The organism is Bradyrhizobium guangdongense (assembly GCF_004114975.1).
Classification (GTDB): Bacteria; Pseudomonadota; Alphaproteobacteria; order Rhizobiales; family Xanthobacteraceae; genus Bradyrhizobium; species Bradyrhizobium guangdongense.
In genome coordinates, this window is the sequence record NZ_CP030051.1 from 5,495,074 (window position 1) to 5,514,004 (window position 18,931).

Sequence of the window (18,931 nt, forward strand, 5' to 3'; positions counted from 1 at the left end):
ACTGATTTCATCCTGTTCCTCTCCTGCGAGTACCTCACATGGATCTGCATCTGCGTGGCAAGCGCGTCCTGATCACGGGCGCATCCAAGGGCATTGGGGCAGCCGCTGCCGAGGCGTTTGCCGAGGAAGGCGCAAACCTCCTGCTCGCCGCGCGCAGTGGCGATCAGCTCAAGGCCCTGGCCGACCGCCTTCGTTCGGCGCACCAGATCGACGCTGCGACGAGCGTCGTGGATCTGCGCAGGACCGAGGACGTCGCGCGGCTCGCCAAGGAAGCCTCCGACATCGACGTGCTCGTCAACAATGCCGGCGACATTCCCGGCGGCTCCATCGACAAGATCGACGAAGCCACCTGGCGGCACGCGTGGGACTTGAAAGTGTTCGGGTACATCAACCTCACGCGGCATATCTATGCGCAGATGAAGGCCAGGGGCGGCGGCGTCATCGTCAACGACATCGGTGCCGCCGGCGAAAAATTCGACGCCAACTACATCTGCGGCAGCGCCGGCAATGCCGCGCTGATGGCCTTCACACGCGCGCTCGGGGGCAAAAGCCTCGCAGACAACATCCGCGTGGTCGGCATCAATCCGGGCCCCGTCGGCACGGACCGTCACGTCACCCTGCTGAAGACGCGGGCCAAGCACCAGTTCGGCGACGAGAGCCGCTACAAGGAATTCCAGAAAGGCCTGCCGCTCGGCCGCCCCGCGCATGCGCGCGAGATCGGCGACCTCATGGCCTTCCTGGCTTCGGACCGTGCCGGCTACACGTCCGGCGTGATCTACACGTTGGACGGCGGCATCAGCGCCGGCTGGGGTTAGTTTCTTTCGTCATTGCGAAGCAAGAGTGAGCTAGGAGTCAAATACTTGTCTCAAGACCTGATCCGCGAAACCGCCTGCGCCGTCGTCGACATCTTGCGCTCCGGCGACGTTTCCCCACTCGAATTGCTGGATGTGGTGGAGAAGCGCGTCAAGGAGGTCGACGGCAAGGTCAACGCGCTGCCGACGCTGTGCTTCGACCGGGCCCGGGCCAACGCGACAGCCCTGATGCGGAAACCGGCCGGCGCGCGCGGCCTGCTCGCCGGCCTGCCGCTGCCGATCAAGGATCTGACCGACGTCGCGGGCGTGCTGAACACGGAAGGTTCGCCGATCTTCAAGGACAACATCCCGGCGACATCCGATCTCATGGTCGAGAACCTCGAGGCCAACGGCGCGGTGGTCTATGCCAAATCCAACACGCCCGAGTTCGGCGCCGGCGCCAACACCTTCAACGAAGTGTTCGGCGCGACGCTCAACCCCTGGGATACGACCAAGTCTGCGGCCGGCTCCTCCGGCGGTGCCGCGGTGGCGCTCGCCACCGGCATGGCCTGGCTCGCGCAGGGCTCGGACATGGGTGGCTCCTTGCGCAGCCCCGCGGCCTTCTGCGGCATCGTCGGCATGCGGCCGAGCATCGGCCGCGTCGCACATACCCCCAAATCCGCCATCGACCGCAATCTCGGCGTCGCCGGACCGATGGCCCGCAATGTCGAGGACCTCGCGCTGCTGCTGGACGCCATGAGCGGCGACTATGCAGACGATCCGCTGTCGCTGCCGGCGCCTGCCACCTCCTTCCTGTCGGCGGCGCAGTCCGGCAAGAAGCCGAAGCGCATCGCCTATTCGCCCGATCTCGGCATCACGCCTGTCGATCCCGAGGTGAAGGCGATCACGCGCAAGGCCGCCGAACGTTTCGCGGAGGCCGGAGTGATCGTCGAGGAGGCGCATCCGGACTGGCGCGAGGCGCATGAATGCTTCCATGTGCTGCGCGCCTTCGATTTCGCGATCACCAAGGCCAATCTGCTGCGCACCAAGCGCGATTTGCTCAAGCCCGAAGTGATCTGGAACATCGAGGAAGGCCTCAAGCTCACCGTCGAGCAGCTCGCGCGCGCCGAGGCCCAGCGCGTCGGCATGACCGCGCGCGCGATCGAGTTCTTCAAGACCTACGATCTGCTGCTGACGCCGACGACGATCGTGCCGCCCTTCCCGATCGAGCAGCGCTATGTCGCCGAATGCGCCGGCAAGCGGTTCGACAATTACATCGAATGGCTCGGCATCGTCTACGCCATCACGCTCGCCTGCTGCCCGTCGCTGTCGCTGCCCTGCGGCTTCACGGCTTCGGGCCTGCCGGTCGGCGTGCAGGTGGTCGGCGCCCCGCGCGCGGATGCGCACGTGATCGCGGGCGCCAAAGTGCTGGAGGACATTCTGGGCCTGCGCGGCCAGACGCCGATCGATCCGCGGGTGAAGTAGCCGCTCTCCTGCCCCGGACGCAGCGGAGCGCGGCTTCGCGGTGTGCTGCAGAGCCGGGGCCCGTCTCCCCGAGGCCTCCCGTGCAGCCCTCGGTCCCGGCTCTGCGGCGCAGCGCTTGCGCGCCGCACCTTGTCCGGGACACGAGACCTCACCTCCTGCTCGTCGCCTCCAGACTGCGGCTATAGCGCGACATCGCAAAGCAAAAGGCGAAATAGATCGCAGCGACGAAGATGTAGACCTCGACCGAGAACTGCTGCCAGGCCGGATCGATGATCGCGGTCTTCGCCGTCGTCAGCAGGTCGAAGATGCCGATGATCAGCACCAGGCTGGTGTCCTTGAAGAAGGCGATGAAGGTATTGACCAGCGGCGGAATGACGTGGCGGATCGCCTGCGGCAGCACCACCAGCCGGTGCTTGCGCCAGTAGGACAGTCCGAGCGCGTCGGCGGCCTCATATTGCCCGCGTGGCACGGCCTGAAGGCCGCCGCGGATGACTTCCGCCAGATAAGCGCCCGCGAACAGGATGATCGCGATCTGCGCACGCAGCAGCTTGTCGATGTTGAATCCGGCCGGCATGAACAGCGGAAACATCACGCTCGCCATGAACAGGAGGCTCACGAGCGGCACGCCGCGGATCAGTTCGACATAAAGCACCGAGAGCGAACGGATCGCCGGCAGCTTGGAGCGCCGGCCGAGCGCGACCAGAATGCCCAGCGGAAAACCGAACGCCAAACCGAACGTCGCCAGGATCAGCGTCACCGGCAATCCACCCCATCGGTCCTGCGAGACGAAGGAGAGCCCGAACACGCCGCCCCACATCAGCACGCTGATCAGCGCGAGCGCGCCGATCCAGATGAAGCCGAGCTCGCGCCGCCAGAGCGCGCGCCGCGTGGAAAGATAGAACAGCGCGATGAACAGCACGACCGACAGCGCCGGCCGCCACTGCTCGTCAAAGGGATATGTGCCGAACAATATGAAACGGTATTTTTCAGGAATGATCGCCCAGCAGGCGCCGAGGCCCCGTACCGCCTTGCAGGCTGCCGAATCATTCGCCGGCGTGAGCAACACCGCGTTGGCGATGCCCCATTGCGCGAAGCCGATCACCCCTTTTGCCAGCACCGCCAGCAAAACAAGGGTGAGGATGCCGTTGGGAATCGACGAGAACAGATTGGCGCGCAACCAGCGCAGCACCGGATTGCCGATTTGCGGACGGCGAGCCGCACGCGGTACGTCCGGCATGCCGGTGATAACAGTCATGCTCAACGCTCCGCCAGCGCGATGCGCGCGTTGTACCAGTTCATGAAGAAGCTGATGCCAAGGCTGATGGTGAGAAAGACGGCCATGATCAGCGAGATCGCCTCGATCGCCTGCCCGGTCTGGTTCAGTGTCGTGTTGGCGATCGAGACCACGTCCTGGTAGCCGATCGCGACCGCGAGCGAGGAGTTCTTGGTCAAATTGAGATACTGGCTCGTCATGGGCGGCACGATCACGCGCAGTGCCTGCGGCAGGATGATCTGTCGCAGCATGAAGCTGCGGCGCAGCCCGAGCGCGCTGGCGGCATCCCATTGCCCGCGCGGCACCGACTGGATGCCGCTGCGCACGATCTCGGCGATGAAGGCGGAGGTGTAGGTGACGAGCGCGATCAGCAGCGCGAAATATTCCGGCGCGAGGGTCAGCCCCCCGACGAAGTTGAAGCCGCGCAACTCAGGCCATTCGATCTTCCAGGGCACACCGAACAGCAGCGACACCGCCGCCGGCAGCACGACGATGAGGCCGAGCGCAAAGGGCCAGGCCGGCCGCGGCTTGCCGTCGCGCATCTGCTGGGCGACCAGCCATCGCCTGATGACAAAGAATGCAGCGCAGCCCAGCACGGCCGTGCCGAGCACCCGGAGCTGCGGCGAGCCAACCGGGATGGCCGGCAGGATCAGACCGCGATTGGAGAGGAACACGCCCTCGACCGGCCGCCACGCCGCGCGCGCGGCCGGCAGCGCCTGCATCAGCACGTACCAGAACAGCAATTGAAGCAGCAGCGGGATGTCGCGCAGGACTTCGACGTAGACCGCGGCCAGCCGCGACAGCAGCCAATTCGCCGACAATCGCGAAATCCCGATCAGCGTCCCCAGAATGGTCGCAAGCACGATGCCGATCACCGCGACCCGCAGCGTATTGGCGACGCCGACGACAAACGCCCAGAGATAAGTGTCTCTCGGATTATACGTCAGCAGGCTGTCGGCGATCGGCATTCCGGCCTCTCGGCCGAGAAAGGCAAAGCCCGTGGTGATGCGACGGGCCGAGAGGTTGGTGACGGTATTGGACCAGAGGAAGAGGACGACGGCAACCGCGATGCCCACCACCAGGACCTGCCAGAACAGGCCCTTCAACTCGTTGGGGCCGAGCGCGCCGAAAAAGCTGCGGCGCGGCGGCCTGCGAACATCCGAGGTCACAGCACAAAAATCCTTCCCGAGAACGACGATTTCCGGCGGCGCGCATCAAGTGTTGCATCAAATCCAAAGGCATGCAACAAATGTTTCATGGCTGTGTCGGCGAAATCCTCTCCCTTGAGCGAACTCCGCATCGCGCTGCCCTCGCTGCCCCTGCGGTTGCAGGAGGTCGGACGTTTCGTCGCCGCCAACGATTACGACGCCACCACCCGTTCGATGCGCGATCTCGCCGCGGAAGCCGGCGCCGATCCCGCCGCATTCACCCGCCTTGCAAAGGCGATCGGCTATTCCGGCTGGGACGAGTTGCGCGCCGCGCTGACCGAGGCTCGGCGACCGTCGCAGGCCTCGCCCTTCTCGGCGCGTGCGAAAGGTCGCCGCCACGGCCCGAACGCGGACGTCACCCTCATCACCGACAAGCTCGAGGCCGAGGCCGCCGGCTTGCCGCGCATCTCGGCTCACGCCATCGCGGACGCAGCCCGCGGCCTCCACGACGCACGACGGATCTGGATCGCCGGCTATCGCAGCTGTCGCAGCGTCGCGGAATTGCTCAACTACGAGCTCCGGCTGTTCCGCCCCGAACAGGTGCAGATCGTCGGCGCCTCCGGCCCCGACGATCTCGATCTCGGCGCATTCCGCCCCGGCGAGGCCGTGATCGTCATCGGCTTCATGCCCTATACAAATGCCAGCGTCCGCGTCGCACAGGCCGCCTATCACGCCGGCGCGACGCTGATCGCGATCGCGGATAGCGTCACCGCGCCGATGGCCGAAGGCGCCGATCATGTGTTGCTGTTCGAGGCGGCCTCCTCGCCGGGCTTCTTCCCGAGCCTCACCGGCGCGCTCGCGATCGCGCAATCGCTGGCCGCGGTGACGTTCTCGCTCGGCGGCGCCGCTGCCAGGAAGCGCCTTCAGGACACTGAAGCCCGGCTCGCCGCGGCTTCCACCTACGTCTCAGAAAGAGATTGACCATGAGCATCCGCACCAGCCGCGTGCTTCATCGCTCGTTACGGGAGACGCCGCCCAAGGCCGTCGGCGGCGAGGGCGTTTATCTCTTTGCCGAGGACGGGCGCCGTATCATCGATGCGTCCGGCGGCGCGGCGGTCTCCTGTCTCGGCCATCAGCATCCGCGCGTGATCGCCGCAATGGTGAAGCAAGCCTCGACCCTCGCCTACGCTCACACCGCCTTCTTCTCGTCCGAGCCGGCCGAGGCGCTCGCGGAGACTCTGGTTGGCCAAGAGCCGGGCGGTCTTGCCTACGCCTATTTCGTCAGCGGAGGATCGGAAGCGATCGAAGCCAGCATCAAGCTGGCTCGGCAATATTTCATCGAGCGCGGCGAGCCGCAGCGGCAGCACTTCATCGCGCGGCGGCAGAGCTATCATGGCAACACGCTCGGTGCGCTCGCCGCCGGCGGCAATGCCTGGCGCCGCGCACCCTATGCACCGCTGCTCTCGTCCGCCTTCAGCCATGTGACTCCGGCCTTCGCCTATCACGAGAAGCATGATGGCGAATCCGATGCGCAGTTCGTGGCACGCCTCGCCGCGGAGCTCGAAGCCGAGTTTCAGCGACTTGGCGCGGACACCATCGCCGCATTTCTGGCCGAACCCGTGGTCGGCGCCACCGCCGGAGCTGTGACCGCGCCGGAGGGCTACTTCAAGGCGGTCCGCGAGATCTGCGACCGCCATGGCGCACTGCTCATCCTCGATGAGGTCATGTGCGGCATGGGCCGTACCGGCACCACGCATGCGTGGCAGCAGGAGGGCATCACGCCGGACATTCAGGCCATCGCAAAGGGGCTCGGCGGCGGTTACCAGCCGATCGGGGCGATGCTTGCGAGCGGCAAGATCATCGACACCATCCGCTCGGGCTCGGGCGCGTTCCAGCACGGTCATACTTATCTCGCGCATCCGCTCGCCTGTGCGGCGGCGCTCGCGGTGCAGAACGTGATCCGCGAGGATCGCCTGCTCGACCGTGTCAAAGAGCGAGGCAAGCAGCTCGAGCAGCGGCTCACCGAACGTTTCGGCAATCATCGTCATGTCGGCGACATCAGGGGCCGCGGCCTGTTCTGGGCGATCGAGCTCGTGGCCGATCGCGCCAGCCGGACCTCGTTCGATCCGGCGCTCAAGCTTCATCAGAAGATCAAGGCTGAGGCGTTCGCCAACGGGCTCGGCTGCTATCCCGGCGGCGGGACCGTGGACGGCGTCCGCGGCGATCATGTGCTGCTGGCGCCGCCTTATATTGCGTCAGCTGACGAGATTGATCAGATCGTCGACAAGCTCGGCACGGCCGTCGACAACGTAGTGCGCAGTGTCAATCACTGAGGGGAGAGTTGCATGATGAGGAAAGTGGCTATCGCCGCGGGCGTACTCGCGGCATCAGCAATAGCCGCGCAAGCGGCGACGCTCGACACGGTCAAGAGCCGCGGCACGCTGGTGTGCGGTGTCAGCGCCGGCTTTGCCGGCTTCTCGGCACCGGACTCGCAAGGCAATTACAAGGGTCTCGACGTCGACTATTGCCGTGCACTGGCAGCCGGCGTGTTGGGGGATCCCAACAAGGTGCGCTACGTGGCACTAACCGCGCAGAACCGCTTCACCGCGCTGCAGTCCGGCGAGATCGACGTGCTCTACCGCAACTCGACGCAGACCTATTTGCGCGGCGTCACGCTGGGTCTGCGCCAAGGTCCGATCAACTTCTACGACGGCCAGGGCTTTGTCGTGAAGAAGGATCTCGGCGTGAAGGATCTCAAGGACCTCAAGGGCGCCACCGTTTGCGTCGCGCAGGGCACGACACACGAAGTTACGCTCGGCGATTACGGCCGCGCCAACGGCATCGACTGGAAGCCGCTGGTGTTCGACCGCGTCGACACCATGTACCAGACCTTCTTCGGCGGCCGCTGCGATGCCATGACCCAGGACGCCTCCGCGCTCGCCGGCGCCGTCACCACCGCAGCGCCGAACCCGGCCGATTATGTCGTGCTGCCGCAGACCATCAGCAAGGAACCGCTTGGACCGTTCACCCGCAACGGTGACGAGGTCTGGAGCGACATCATCACCTGGCTGCATTATGGCCTGATCGAAGCCGAAGAGCTCAGTGTGACGCAAGCCAATGTCGACGAGATGGCGAAGTCGCAGACACCAGCGATCCAGCGGTTGCTGGGCGCCTCCGGCGATCTCGGCTCGCGGCTCGGTCTGGACAACAAATGGCTGGTCGCGGCGATCAAGGCCACCGGCAATTACGGCGAGATCTACGAGCGCAATGTCGGCAAGGCGAGCCCGCTCAAGCTCGAGCGTGGCCTCAACGGCCTCTGGAGCAAGGGCGGCTTGATGTACGCGCTGCCGTTCAAGTAGCGACTTCACCTCTCTCCGCTTGCGGGGAGAGGTCGACGCGCAACGCGCGTCGGGTGAGGGGAACTCTCCGCGGATTCAACTCTCACCGTCTCCGCGGAGACTCCCCCCTCACCCCGACCCTCTCCCCGCAAGCGGGGAGAGGGAGAACAGGCATCCCCATGCGCATCGCCCTGATCCACGCTCTCAAACACTCCATCGCTCCGATCGAGGCGGCGTTCGCGGCCGCATGGCCGGAGGCGCGCTTGATGAACCTGCTCGACGACAGCCTGTCGGCGGACCTGGCGCGCGATGGCAGGCTCAACGACGCCATGACCGAGCGCTTTCTCGCGCTCGGCGACTATGCGGCGGCGACCGGAGCTAATGCGATCCTGTTCACCTGTTCGGCTTTCGGTCCCTGCATCGAGGCGGTTGCGCGGGCCCATTCGCCGATGCCGGTGCTGAAGCCGAACGAAGCGATGATCGAACGGGCGGTGACGATGGGCAAGCGCATCGGCCTGCTTTCGACCTTTCCGCCGACGCTGGTCTCGATGCCGCCGGAGTTTCCGGCCTCCGTCCGGATCGTGCCGAAACTCGTCGAGGGCGCGCTAGCCGCACTGGATCGAGGCGACCGCGCCACACATGACCGGCTGATTGTCGAGGCGTCCAGGGACCTGCACGATTGCGACGTCATCGCGCTCGCTCAGTTCAGCATCGCATCGACGGCGCCGCTGGTCGCGAAGGCTACAGGTCGGCCCGTCGTGACGACGCCGGACAGCGCGGTCGAGAAGCTGATGCGCCTCCTGAAGGCAGCGGCTTAAGCGCCTGCCTGTTTCTGGCGCCGCGCGTCCTTGATCGCGACCGCAAGGGCGGCTTTCGTCTCGTTCACGAAATCCTCGACCAGTTCTTCGCGCGTGGCATGCGCCGCCTCGCCGGTGAACAGCCCCTGCTCGGCCAGCATCACCACGCCGTGCAGCGCCGCCCAGATCTTCAGCGCCTGCCGCTCGCGCAAGAAGCCGACCGCAGGCGCGTCCAACGCTTCGATCACGAGCGCAAAGGTCTCGCGCGTAGCCTCGTGCAACTCGCTGCCCTTGGCGGCGCATGACACCGTCCGCGAGGCGAACATCAAACGATAGATGCCGTTGCGGCGCAGGCCAAAATCGAGCGTTGCCTGCGCCAGGCGCGAGAGCTTCGATTGCTTCGACGGCTTTGCCATCGCCGCGCGCAACATCGCGCTGAACTGCCGGAAGGCTTCTGCCGTGACCGCGGCAAGCAATGCGTCGCGATCGGCGAAATGCCGGTAGGGCGCCGGCTGCGAAACGCCGACCTGCTTTGCCAGCGCCTTGATGCTGATGGCTTCAGCCCCGCCCTGCTCCGCCTCGCGCAACGCAGCCTTGATCAAGGCGTCGCGGAGATCGCCATGGTGGTAGGTGTTTCCGGCCTTACGAGCAACTTGTGAGCGCATGTCGCGGCGAAGCCTATAAGTTTGCGCTTGACAGGGGAAGCCCGGCGCTAATGTAATATCATATAACTTCGCGACCAAAGCCGCGGATAAAACTCATATGGGGAACGCGCCACCTTTCGGGGTCGCGCATACGACCAAGGGAGCCGCCATGACAGAGCGACTGAGGGTTCACGTCGATCCCGACAAATGCCAGGGCCACGCACGCTGCAAGGCGCTCGCGCCGGAGCTGTTCGAGCTCGACGAATACGGCAACGCTCACGAAGCGGGCGACGGTACCGTTCCACCCGGCCTCGAAGACAAGGTCTGGCTTGCCAAGGCCAATTGCCCGGAAATCGCAATCGATGTGATCGAGGAGTAGCGCGGCCCTGCGCGCGCTCCGCGCGCCTTCAGCGAACACGAGCCAAGGGATTTTCTCGAGATGTCCGACGTCAGCCAGCCTGCCGCCCATCCGCCTGTGACCGACTGGGTCAACGACTTCGACCACACCGATCCGCAATGGACGAAAGATCCCTTCCCGATCTGGGACGAGATGCGCGCCGCAAGCCCCGTGGTGCATACCGAACGCTTTCTGGGCTGCTATATGCCCACGACTTATGAAGCGGTACGTGAGATCGCCAACGACACCAAGCATTTCTCCTCGCGTCGCATCATCGTGCGCGACGTCCGGCCGGAGATCACCAGCAGGAATGCCGCCCCACCCATCACATCCGATCCGCCTGAGCACAAGCCCGCCAAGCAATTGCTGCTCCCGCCGTTCACGCCGGATGCCATGAAGAAGCTGGAACCACGGATGCGCGCGATCTGCAACGAGCTGATCGACGGGTTCATCGCGGACGGCAAGGTCGACGCGGCGGCGCGTTACAGCAAATACATCCCGGTTCAGGCCATCGCGCATATGCTCGGCATCCCCGAGAGCGACAGCGATCTCTTCATCAAGTGGATCCACATGATCCTCGAGCTCGGCATCAAGGACGAGAGCAAGCTGCTCCAGGCCGTGCAGGAGATGAGCGCCTATTTCATTGCTCATATCGAGGCCCGCAAGAACAAGCCGACCGACGATCTGATCTCCTACCTGATGAACGCCAAGGACAAGGAAGGCAACCCGCTCGAGGATTCCCACGTGCTGGGCTCGCTGCGGTTGCTCCTGATCGCGGGCATCGACACCACCTGGAGCGCGATCGGTTCCTCGCTCTGGCATCTCGCCCGGACGCCGGTAGACCGCGAGCGGCTGATCGCCGAACCCGAGGTGATGCCGACGGCCGTGGAGGAGCTGCTTCGCGCCTATTCGCCGGTGACGATGGCGCGCGAGGTGGTCAAGGAGACCACGATTTCGGGCTGCCCGGTCAAGGCGGGCAACATGGTGCTGCTGTCCTTCCCGGCCGCCAACCGCGATCCCAAGGTATTTCCGGATGCCGACAAGGTCGTGATCGACCGCAGGGAGAACCGCCATGCCGCCTTTGGCCTCGGCATTCACCGCTGCGTCGGTTCCAACCTGGCGCGCATGGAGATGCAGATTGCCCTGGAGGAATGGCTGAAGCGGATTCCGGACTTCCGGCTGGATCCGGCAGGCACGGTGACCTGGTCCCAAGGCACGGTGCGAGGTCCCCGCCAGTTGCCATTTCTGCTCGGAAAGGCGATGTAGGCCTTCTCAAATCAAGGGAGAGGCCGGACGTGTCAGAGCAAGCAACCCACCCGGCCTCCGACCACATCGATCTCGCTGACGCCAGGCGGCGGATCAAGGCGATCTTCATCGGCTCGATCGGCAATCTCGTCGAGTGGTACGATTTTTACGCCTATACGGCGTTCGCGCTCTATTTCGCCCCGGCCTTCTTCCCCGGCAACGACCCCGTCGTCCAGCAATTGAACGCCGCCGTGGTGTTCGCCGCGACGTTCCTGATGCGCCCGCTGGGCGGCTGGTTCTTCGGCTATCTCGCCGACCATTTCGGCCGCCGCATCTCGCTGACCCTGTCGGTCGTGTTCATGTGCTTCGGCTCGCTGATCATCGCACTGACGCCGACCTATGCCACGATCGGCTTTGCCGCGCCGGTGATCCTGGCCCTGGCCCGGGTGATCGAGGGCCTGAGCCTCGGCGGCGAATATGGCGCCAGCGCCACCTATCTCAGCGAGGTCGCCGATCCCAAGCATCGCGGCTTCTATTCGAGCTTTCAATACGTCACGCTGATCGGCGGCCAGCTCACCGCGATCATCGTGCTTTTGCTGCTGCAAAAGGTTTTCCTCACGCCCGAGGAACTCAAGGCCTGGGGCTGGCGCATCCCGTTCGCGATCGGCGCGGCCCTTGCGATCTTTGCCGCCGTGATGCGGCAGGGCCTCCACGAGACCGAGGCGTTCGAGGAAGCCAAGAAGGTGGTGAAGCCGACCGGCTCGATCACCAATCTGCTGCGTTATCCGCGCGAGCTGCTGCTGGTGGTCGGCCTCACCGCCGGCGGCACCGCAGCGTTCTATACCTTCACCACCTACATGCAGACCTTCGTCAAGCTTTCGGTCGGCCTGACCGAAGATCAGACCACCTTCGTGATCTTCGGCACGCTGATCTTCGCGACCATCCTCCAGCCGATCTACGGCGCGATCTCCGACAAGATCGGCCGCAAGCCGCTGTTGATCTTCTTCGGCGTCGCCGGCACACTCGCGACCGTACCGCTGCTGATGACGCTGAAGGAGACCAAGTCGCCCTTCATGGCCTTCATCCTGATCTGCTGCGCCTGGCTCTTCGTCGCCGGCTACACCTCGATCAATGCGGTGGTGAAGGCCGAACTGTTCCCGACCAATGTCCGCGCGCTCGGCGTCGGCCTGCCCTACGCCATCACCGTTTCGATCTTCGGCGGCACGGCACCGGCCATCGCGCTTTATTTCAAGACCATCAAGCACGAGGAATGGTTCTATTACTATCTTGCCGGAATCATCTGCCTGTCGCTGATCATCTATTCTTCGATGCGCGACACCAAGCACGCCTCGGCGATGCATCGCCACGAGTAACCCATTCACGAGCAGAACATGGCCGACGAAACGCCATCCGACAGCAAGCTGACGCGCACCAAGGAGAAATGGGCGCGCGAAGGCCGCTTCCTCACCGGCAAGCTCACGCGTCCGGAGGATCAGCGCCTGCCGCCCGGCCAGCATCTCACCAAGGACTGGCCGGTGCTCGATCTCGGCGTCGTGCCACCCGTCTCGCGCGGGCGTTGGCGGCTCGACGTCTATGGCGCGGTCGAGAAGCCGGTGTTCTGGACCTTTGCCGAATTCGCCGCGCAGAAGCAGGACCGGTTCACCTCCGACATCCATTGCGTCACGACGTGGTCGCGCTACGACAATGAATGGGAGGGACTTGCGACGCGCGAGCTGCTCGCGGCCTGCCAGCCGCACGAGGATGCGCGCTTCGTCGTACTGCATTCCTACGACGGCTACACCACCAACCTCGCGCTGGAAGACTTTGCTGCCGAAGACGCGCTGCTCGCCCATAGCTGGTCGGGCCAACCGCTGTCGGATGAACACGGCGGCCCTGTCAGGCTCGTCGTGCCGCATCTGTATTTCTGGAAGAGCGCCAAATGGCTCCAGGCCATCGAGTTCCTGACCGAAGACGCGCCAGGCTTCTGGGAAGTCCGCGGCTATCATAACCGCGGCGATCCCTGGGCTGAACAGCGCTATTCAGGCGATTGAATCAAACAAGCACGGGGAAGCTCATGCCGACCGAACGCTTTCAATTCACCGGCGAGGGCGGCCATCAGCTCGCGGCCGCGCTGGAGCTGCCGGATGGCGAGCCCGCGGCTTACGCGCTGTTCGCGCACTGCTTCACCTGCGGCAAGGATGCCCTCGCCGCAAAGCGCATCTCGGTTGCGCTTGCCGCCAAGGGCATCGCGGTGCTGCGCTTCGACTTCACGGGCCTCGGCTCCAGCGAAGGCGATTTCGCCAATTCGACGTTCTCCTCCAACGTCGCCGATCTCGTGCGGGCGGCCGATCATCTGCGCAGCGTCCGCAAAGCCCCGTCGATCCTGATCGGCCACAGCCTGGGCGGCGCCGCGATCCTGGCGGCGGCCGGACATATTCCGGAAGCCAAGGCGGTTGCGACCATCGCGGCGCCTTCTGATCCCGCGCACGTCACTGGCCTCTTCAAAGAACATCTCGACGACATCCGCGCCCAGGGGGAAGTCGAGGTCTCGCTCGCAGGAAGGCCGTTCCGGATCAGGCGCGAATTTCTCGACGACATCACCGAACACGAGCTGATGAAGGACATCACGGGACTGCATAAGGCGCTGCTGGTGATGCACTCGCCTGTCGACGACACCGTCGGCATCGACAATGCGACAGGGATCTTCATTGCGGCGAAACATCCGAAGAGCTTCGTCTCGCTCGACCACGCCGATCATCTGTTGACCAAGCCGGCCGACGCGCTCTATGCGGCCGATGTGATCGCCGCCTGGGCGAGCCGTTACATCGACACCGCAAGACCTGCGAATGCGGTGGACCTTCCCGAAGAACCGCGCAAGGTTGTGGTGCGGGAGACCGGCAAGAGCAAGTTCAACCAGATCATCACCGTCGGTCCGCATCATCTGGTGGCGGACGAACCGAAAGCTGCCGGCGGCGAGGATGCCGGTCCCGGTCCCTATGACTTCCTGCTGGCCGGTCTCGGCGCCTGCACCTCCATGACCATGCGTCTCTATGCGGACCGCAAATCGCTGCCGCTCGACCGCGTCACGGTCACGCTGAAGCATTCCAAGATCTACGCCAAGGACTGCGCGGAGTGCGAGACGCGCGACGGCATGCTCGACCAGATCGAGCGCGACATCGCGATGGAGGGCGCGCTGGATGCCGAGCAGCGAAAGAAGCTGATGGAGATCGCCGACAAGTGCCCGGTGCACCGGACGCTGACGTCGGAGATCCGCATCGTCACCAAGGCCGTGGACTAGCACGCTAGAAGCACGAGGCCATCGTCCGCAGCGCTGCGCTGATCTCGTTCTCGCGCCAGGCCGCAAAGCCGAGCAGCAGGCCATGATCGCGCGGCTTGCCGAGCGCCAGGCTGGACAGGGCGCGCGTCTCGACACCTGCGTCGACCAACCGCTTCACGGCGGCCTGATCTGCGCGGCCGCGCTTGAGGCGGGCGACCAGCTGGATGCCGCCCGATGGCACCTCCACCGTGAGGACATCACCGAGATGGCGCGCCAGTCCCTCGACCAGATGATCGCGCCTCGCGTGATAGAGCCGGCGCAGCCGACGCAGATGCGCGAGGAAATGGCCGTCGGCGATGAACTCGGCGAGCGCCTCCTGGATATGGCTGGACGCGACCAGCCCGATATGCCGCTGCGCGATCTCGAATGTGCCGACAAGCGCCGAGGGAACAACGAGATAGCCGAGCCGGATATCCGACGTCATCGCCTTCGAGAAGGTGCCGACATAGAACACGCGGCCATGGGCATCCAGCCCTTGCAACGCCGGCACCGGACGGCTGTCGTAATGGAATTCACCGTCATAATCGTCTTCCACGATCCAGGTCTTGCCCGGCTTGCTCGACCGGAGAAACTCGGTGCGGCGCGCCAGGGACATCAGCCGCCCGGTCGGGTGCTGGTGGGATGGCGTCATGAAGATGAGCTTGGGCGCAGCCAATCCCGGCGTCCTCAGCATGCCCTGCTCGTCGAGCCTCATGCCAGTCACATGCGCGCCGGATGCACGGAAGGCGGCTGCGGCGCCGGGATAGCCGGGATCCTCGACCCAGACCTCGTCGCCCGGCGCGATGAGGACCGACGCGATCAGGGTCAGCGCGGCCTGCGCGCTCGGCAGGATCATGATCTGGTCCGCGGTGGCGCGAACGCCCCTGCTGGTCGCCAGATAATGCGCCAGCGCCTCGCACAGGCGGATGCGGTTGATCGGACCAAGCTCGCGTTTGGCGGCGCGCACCGCACTGCGGCGCAGGCAGCGCGCCCAGATCTCGTCCGGAAACTCCCTGAAGTCTCCATGCCCCGGACGGAGCGGCCTGAGCGACGCCTGATAGGACATCGGCCAGTCGGTCTGCTTGAGCTTCGCGGCCCATGGCGAGAGCTGCGGCTTGGCCGCGCGACCGCGTGAAGCCGTGGCGCCCGCTCCCTTGATGCGCTCGCCGCCGTCGACCGTCACCACCGGACGCCGGCCGTGCGATGCCGCGAGATATCCCTCGGCGGCGAGCTGCTCGAACGCGTAGGTGACGGTGTTGCGCGAGACGCCAAGGTCGCTCGCGAGCCGTCGACTCGACGGCAGCGCGCGGCCTTTGGCAAGGCGCCCGGCTGCGATCAGGCTGCGCAGCTGGCTCGTCAGTTGCGCGACCAGCCCGTCGTCGCCGGCTCGGTTCAGATCGATCAGCGCGGAGATCATGTCGTCCGAAACTGGCACCTTATTCCTTTCACATCTGGATCTTTTTCAGGAGCCAGCGCGGATGCTATCCGCCGGACCGGACTGCTTCAAGGACACTGCGATGAACTCCTCCCTGTCTCCCCGCACTGCCGTCGGCCTGTTTCTCATCGTCGTCGTCGCCTGGGGCGTGAACTGGTCGGTGACGAAGCAGCTCGTCCAGTTTCTTCCGCCGCTGTGGACCTCGGCGATCCGGAGCTGGATCGCGCTGGCCGGCTTGTTCGTGATCCTTGCCCTGAGCAACAATCTGGTGATCCCGGAGCGGCGCGACGTTCCCGTGATCTTGAGCGTGGCGCTGCTGCACATGACGGTATTCTCGGTGCTGGTGGCGGCCGGTGTGCGCTTCCTGCCCGCCAGCAAGGCCATCGTGCTCGGCTACACCACGCCGCTCTGGGTCGCGATCGCGGCGCCCATGCTCGGGAAAGATACGCTGACGGCGCCAAAGCTCGCCGGCGCCCTGCTCGGGCTGGTCGGCCTTGCCGTGATCCTGAACCCGGCGTCGATCGACTGGACCAATGCGAACGTCCTGGTCGGCGCCGGCATGGTCATCCTGGCCGCGATCTCCTGGGCCGCGAACATCATCTATATCCGCGCGCACCGCTGGATCGCATCTCCGCTGCAGCTCCTGATCTGGCAGGTGCTGGTCGCGACCATCGTGCTGACGGGATCGGCGCTGGCCGCGGATGGGCTGCCTCGCGCGGAATGGTCGTGGCGGCTCGTGCTGCTGTTTCTGTACTCCGGCCTGATCGGGACGGCACTGGCCTATTGGGCGATGTCGATGGTCAACAAGAGCATCTCGGCGCTGACGACCTCGCTCGGCACCACGGCGACGCCGGTCGTCGGCATTGCCACCGCCGCGATCCTGCTGGGTGAGCCGATCGACATCAGCCTTGGCATCGCGGCCGCGTTGATCGTCACCGGCATTGGTCTTGCGACGCTGGGTGACCGGTTGCTGCGCCGTCAGGCGACCGCGAGCGGCTGAACCCGCAACGCGCCACGCAGGCCTGCCGTCGTGCCAAGCAGAATGCCGGCGACCGCGATGAACGAGCCCGCCGCAAGCGTCGACATGCCGGTGAGCCCCTGCCCGATCGAGCAGCCGAATGCCATCACGCCGCCGATCCCCATCAGAGCGGCGCCACCGGCCGAGCGCAGCATGTGGCGCGGCGAGGAATAGCCTTCGAGGTGGAAACGGCCCGTCAGGACCGCAGTCGCCAGACTTCCGGCGAAGACCCCGCCAACGGTCGCGATGCCGAAATTCAGCGTCAAGCCGGTCGAGAGCATGGCGTATTGCAGGCTGTCGGCGATCGGCGCGATGAAGGTGAGCGAGGTCACCGGCACCGGATTGAAGTCGTCAGCGCCAAGATAGCCGGTCACGTACCAGCCGCCGGCGACGAGGAGACCCACAACGACGCCCGCCGCGATCTGGCCCGGCGAGCGGCGGAACCCCGCATGCGCGAAAGCGAACAGGATCAACGCGAGCACGATCACGGCCGCGGCCAGCATGCGCGAGAGCGCTTCCGTCAGACCCAGCGTCGCCAGCAAGGACGGCAGCGTGTTCATGCTGACGGTCGCCTGCGTTGCCTGCACCAGCGCGATGCGCGCCGGCGCGATCAGGCCCTTGAGTGTCATCTGCGCGGCAATCGCAAGGACGATGACAACGACGAACGAGCGGAGATTACCGCGGCCGAGCAGCACCAGCGCGCGCGAGCCGCAGCCGTTCGACAGCACCATCCCGTAACCGAACAGGAGTCCGCCGAGGAACAGCACCGGCATCGAGAAGGTTGGTTGCAGGTAGATCGACTTGCCGAGATCCACCATACCCTCGCCGGCGAGGAACTGGCTGGCCGCGATTGCAACTGCGAGCGCCAGCGCATAGCTCCGCACCAGCCGCCCGTCGCCCTGCCCCAGCCAGCCGCGCATGCTGCTCATCAGGCAGAAGCCGCTGAGCAGGCCGACGGAGCCGTAGACCAGGCCAATGACGAGGCCGGCAAGGAGGACGAGTTGGGTCGAGTCCATGACTATGGCTTCAGGATCACGCGATCCCGCGACGAGCCGGCGACCGCAACATACGCCTCCTTCGCCCGCTCGAGCGGATAGATCGCGCTCGCCTTGATAGGGAACGGCCTCAAGTGCCCGCTCGCAAAGCCTGGGCCGAGATCGCGCAGCACCGCACCGGTCGCTGCCGAGGACAGGCCGAGCGTGTCGATGCCGACATAGGTATGCTGTCCCCGATAGAATTCGAGGATGTTGAATTGCACGATGTGGTCGATCGCGGCGATCAGGATCTGGCGGCCGCGCAACGCGAGCGACTTGTGCGCCACCTGGAAATAGGGATCGCCGACCGTGTTGAAGACGATGTCGGCGCCCTTGCCGCCTGTGAGTTCGCGCACGCGCGCGGCAACATCAGCGGCCGAGGCGTCGATCACCTCGATCGGCGCATTGGCGTGGCCCGCATAGGCTTCGGCCTTGCGCACCACGCCGATGACGCGCGCGCCCTGCCAGGTCGCGATCTGCACCGCAGCCTGGCCGACCTTGCCGTTGACGCCGAACACCAGAACGGTTTCGCCGGGCTTTGGAACGCCAGCGCGACGAAAGCCTTCCATGGCCGTCACGAACGGCACGCCGATTCCGGCGGCCTCTTCCCATGACAATCCCTTCGGCTTCTCCACCACCGCATCCGCTTCGACAACGAGATGGCTGGCGTGGGTGCCGTCGCGGCGAATGCCAAGATCCCCGGAGGAACCGAACACGTCGTGACCGATCGTGCCGGCGGGCCCGTCGATCACGACGCCGGCGTAGTCGCGGCCGGGCGTGCGGGGGAAGACGGCATAGGGCATCAGGCCGGTCGCGGCCTTGATGTCGGACGGATTGACGGACGCGGCCTTGACCTCGATCAGCAGATCATTGGGACCGCGCGTCAGCGTGTGATGCTCCACGACCGGCGCGACCGCGGCGGCGTTCTCGGCCTTGGCAGTGAGGCGAACGCAGCGCACCTCGACGGTTTTGGGATCGGCAGATGACATGGACAAGGCCCGCGATTTCTC

Annotated in this window: 18 protein-coding genes; 12 read left to right on the forward strand and 6 right to left on the reverse strand. The window is 65.3% G+C overall.

Translation table 11 applies throughout. The annotated features are described in order from the left end of the window. The first annotated feature begins 38 nt into the window (after positions 1 to 38). Both X265_RS26275 and X265_RS26280 read left to right on the forward strand, forming a co-directional pair. A complete protein-coding gene (locus X265_RS26275) occupies positions 39 to 815 on the forward strand; it encodes an SDR family oxidoreductase (protein WP_128967458.1) in 777 nt (258 codons plus the stop codon). A 45-nt stretch (positions 816 to 860) separates the two neighbouring features. Further along, entirely contained in the window at positions 861 to 2,276 is a 1,416-nt protein-coding gene (locus X265_RS26280) for an amidase (protein ID WP_128967459.1), read from the forward strand. A 148-nt stretch (positions 2,277 to 2,424) separates the two neighbouring features. On the opposite strand, the gene X265_RS26285 is transcribed toward X265_RS26280, so the two are convergent. Beyond that, positions 2,425 to 3,531, reverse strand: a complete 1,107-nt coding sequence (locus X265_RS26285; protein WP_128967460.1) for an amino acid ABC transporter permease — start codon at positions 3,529 to 3,531, stop codon at positions 2,425 to 2,427. A gap of 2 nt (positions 3,532 to 3,533) precedes the next feature. Beyond that, a complete protein-coding gene (locus X265_RS26290) occupies positions 3,534 to 4,718 on the reverse strand; it encodes an amino acid ABC transporter permease (RefSeq protein WP_128967461.1) in 1,185 nt (394 codons plus the stop codon). Positions 4,719 to 4,805: 87 nt separating this feature from the next. On the opposite strand from X265_RS26290, the gene X265_RS26295 reads away from it, so the two are divergent. The 4 genes from X265_RS26295 (at position 4,806) to X265_RS26310 (ending at position 8,853) form a co-directional block, all read left to right on the forward strand. Beyond that, positions 4,806 to 5,678, forward strand: coding sequence for a MurR/RpiR family transcriptional regulator (locus tag X265_RS26295; RefSeq protein WP_128967462.1), 873 nt, complete (start codon positions 4,806 to 4,808; stop codon positions 5,676 to 5,678). A 2-nt stretch (positions 5,679 to 5,680) separates the two neighbouring features. Further along, a complete protein-coding gene (locus X265_RS26300) occupies positions 5,681 to 7,030 on the forward strand; it encodes an aspartate aminotransferase family protein (protein ID WP_128967463.1) in 1,350 nt (449 codons plus the stop codon). 12 nt (positions 7,031 to 7,042) lie between these two features. Next, positions 7,043 to 8,056: an amino acid ABC transporter substrate-binding protein gene (locus X265_RS26305; RefSeq protein ID WP_128967464.1), complete on the forward strand. Its 1,014-nt coding sequence runs from the start codon at positions 7,043 to 7,045 to the stop codon at positions 8,054 to 8,056. Positions 8,057 to 8,214: 158 nt separating this feature from the next. Then, on the forward strand, positions 8,215 to 8,853 hold the full coding sequence (locus X265_RS26310) for an aspartate/glutamate racemase family protein (RefSeq protein WP_128967465.1): 639 nt from the start codon (positions 8,215 to 8,217) through the stop codon (positions 8,851 to 8,853). Here X265_RS26310 and X265_RS26315 read toward each other — a convergent pair. Then, positions 8,850 to 9,497, reverse strand: coding sequence for a TetR/AcrR family transcriptional regulator (locus X265_RS26315; protein WP_128967466.1), 648 nt, complete (start codon positions 9,495 to 9,497; stop codon positions 8,850 to 8,852). The genes X265_RS26310 and X265_RS26315 overlap by 4 nt on opposite strands. Before the next feature lie 148 nt (positions 9,498 to 9,645). Between X265_RS26315 and X265_RS26320 the strand changes: the two genes are divergently transcribed. Genes X265_RS26320 through X265_RS26340 form a run of 5 tightly spaced genes read left to right on the forward strand, consistent with a single transcriptional unit; the run spans position 9,646 to position 14,416 of the window. Then, positions 9,646 to 9,855, forward strand: coding sequence for a ferredoxin (locus tag X265_RS26320; RefSeq protein WP_128967467.1), 210 nt, complete (start codon positions 9,646 to 9,648; stop codon positions 9,853 to 9,855). A 60-nt stretch (positions 9,856 to 9,915) separates the two neighbouring features. Then, positions 9,916 to 11,139 (forward strand): cytochrome P450, encoded by a 1,224-nt coding sequence (locus tag X265_RS26325; RefSeq protein WP_128967468.1) that lies wholly within the window; start codon positions 9,916 to 9,918, stop codon positions 11,137 to 11,139. A 29-nt stretch (positions 11,140 to 11,168) separates the two neighbouring features. Then, the gene (locus X265_RS26330; protein WP_128967469.1) at positions 11,169 to 12,491 is read left to right on the forward strand and encodes an MFS transporter; all 1,323 of its coding nucleotides are present in this window, start codon (positions 11,169 to 11,171) and stop codon (positions 12,489 to 12,491) included. An 18-nt stretch (positions 12,492 to 12,509) separates the two neighbouring features. Continuing rightward, positions 12,510 to 13,169, forward strand: a complete 660-nt coding sequence (locus X265_RS26335; protein ID WP_128967470.1) for a sulfite oxidase-like oxidoreductase — start codon at positions 12,510 to 12,512, stop codon at positions 13,167 to 13,169. Between the two features lie 23 nt (positions 13,170 to 13,192). Continuing rightward, positions 13,193 to 14,416 carry a bifunctional alpha/beta hydrolase/OsmC family protein gene (locus X265_RS26340; protein WP_128967471.1) on the forward strand — a complete coding sequence of 408 codons (1,224 nt, stop codon included), beginning with the start codon at positions 13,193 to 13,195 and terminating at the stop codon, positions 14,414 to 14,416. Positions 14,417 to 14,420: 4 nt separating this feature from the next. Here X265_RS26340 and pdxR read toward each other — a convergent pair whose 3' ends face one another. After that, positions 14,421 to 15,851: a MocR-like pyridoxine biosynthesis transcription factor PdxR gene (gene pdxR, locus X265_RS26345; protein ID WP_188637367.1), complete on the reverse strand. Its 1,431-nt coding sequence runs from the start codon at positions 15,849 to 15,851 to the stop codon at positions 14,421 to 14,423. 100 nt (positions 15,852 to 15,951) lie between these two features. Here pdxR and X265_RS26350 point away from each other — a divergent pair, with 100 nt between their 5' ends. Further along, entirely contained in the window at positions 15,952 to 16,869 is a 918-nt protein-coding gene (locus X265_RS26350) for a DMT family transporter (RefSeq protein WP_128967473.1), read from the forward strand. On the opposite strand, the gene X265_RS26355 is transcribed toward X265_RS26350, so the two are convergent. Both X265_RS26355 and X265_RS26360 read right to left on the reverse strand, forming a co-directional pair. Beyond that, positions 16,848 to 17,903: a YeeE/YedE family protein gene (locus X265_RS26355; protein WP_164938801.1), complete on the reverse strand. Its 1,056-nt coding sequence runs from the start codon at positions 17,901 to 17,903 to the stop codon at positions 16,848 to 16,850. The genes X265_RS26350 and X265_RS26355 overlap by 22 nt on opposite strands. 2 nt (positions 17,904 to 17,905) lie before the next feature. Further along, on the reverse strand, positions 17,906 to 18,910 hold the full coding sequence (locus tag X265_RS26360; protein ID WP_128969411.1) for a quinone oxidoreductase family protein: 1,005 nt from the start codon (positions 18,908 to 18,910) through the stop codon (positions 17,906 to 17,908). Positions 18,911 to 18,931 lie beyond the last annotated feature (21 nt).

Excerpts from the sequence above, each read along its gene's own strand:
- X265_RS26340 (WP_128967471.1), top strand. The coding sequence starts at position 13,193 with ATGCCGACCGAACGCTTTCAATTCACCGGCGAGGGCGGCCATCAGCTC.
- X265_RS26315 (WP_128967466.1), bottom strand. The coding sequence starts at position 9,497 with ATGCGCTCACAAGTTGCTCGTAAGGCCGGAAACACCTACCACCATGGC.
- X265_RS26355 (WP_164938801.1), bottom strand. The coding sequence starts at position 17,903 with ATGGACTCGACCCAACTCGTCCTCCTTGCCGGCCTCGTCATTGGCCTG.
- X265_RS26335 (WP_128967470.1), top strand. The coding sequence starts at position 12,510 with ATGGCCGACGAAACGCCATCCGACAGCAAGCTGACGCGCACCAAGGAG.
- X265_RS26320 (WP_128967467.1), top strand. The coding sequence starts at position 9,646 with ATGACAGAGCGACTGAGGGTTCACGTCGATCCCGACAAATGCCAGGGC.
- X265_RS26295 (WP_128967462.1), top strand. The coding sequence starts at position 4,806 with ATGGCTGTGTCGGCGAAATCCTCTCCCTTGAGCGAACTCCGCATCGCG.
- X265_RS26310 (WP_128967465.1), top strand. The coding sequence starts at position 8,215 with ATGCGCATCGCCCTGATCCACGCTCTCAAACACTCCATCGCTCCGATC.
- pdxR (WP_188637367.1), bottom strand. The coding sequence starts at position 15,851 with ATGATCTCCGCGCTGATCGATCTGAACCGAGCCGGCGACGACGGGCTG.
- X265_RS26285 (WP_128967460.1), bottom strand. The coding sequence starts at position 3,531 with ATGACTGTTATCACCGGCATGCCGGACGTACCGCGTGCGGCTCGCCGT.
- X265_RS26300 (WP_128967463.1), top strand. The coding sequence starts at position 5,681 with ATGAGCATCCGCACCAGCCGCGTGCTTCATCGCTCGTTACGGGAGACG.
- X265_RS26275 (WP_128967458.1), top strand. The coding sequence starts at position 39 with ATGGATCTGCATCTGCGTGGCAAGCGCGTCCTGATCACGGGCGCATCC.
- X265_RS26305 (WP_128967464.1), top strand. The coding sequence starts at position 7,043 with ATGATGAGGAAAGTGGCTATCGCCGCGGGCGTACTCGCGGCATCAGCA.
- X265_RS26360 (WP_128969411.1), bottom strand. The coding sequence starts at position 18,910 with ATGTCATCTGCCGATCCCAAAACCGTCGAGGTGCGCTGCGTTCGCCTC.
- X265_RS26325 (WP_128967468.1), top strand. The coding sequence starts at position 9,916 with ATGTCCGACGTCAGCCAGCCTGCCGCCCATCCGCCTGTGACCGACTGG.
- X265_RS26350 (WP_128967473.1), top strand. The coding sequence starts at position 15,952 with ATGAACTCCTCCCTGTCTCCCCGCACTGCCGTCGGCCTGTTTCTCATC.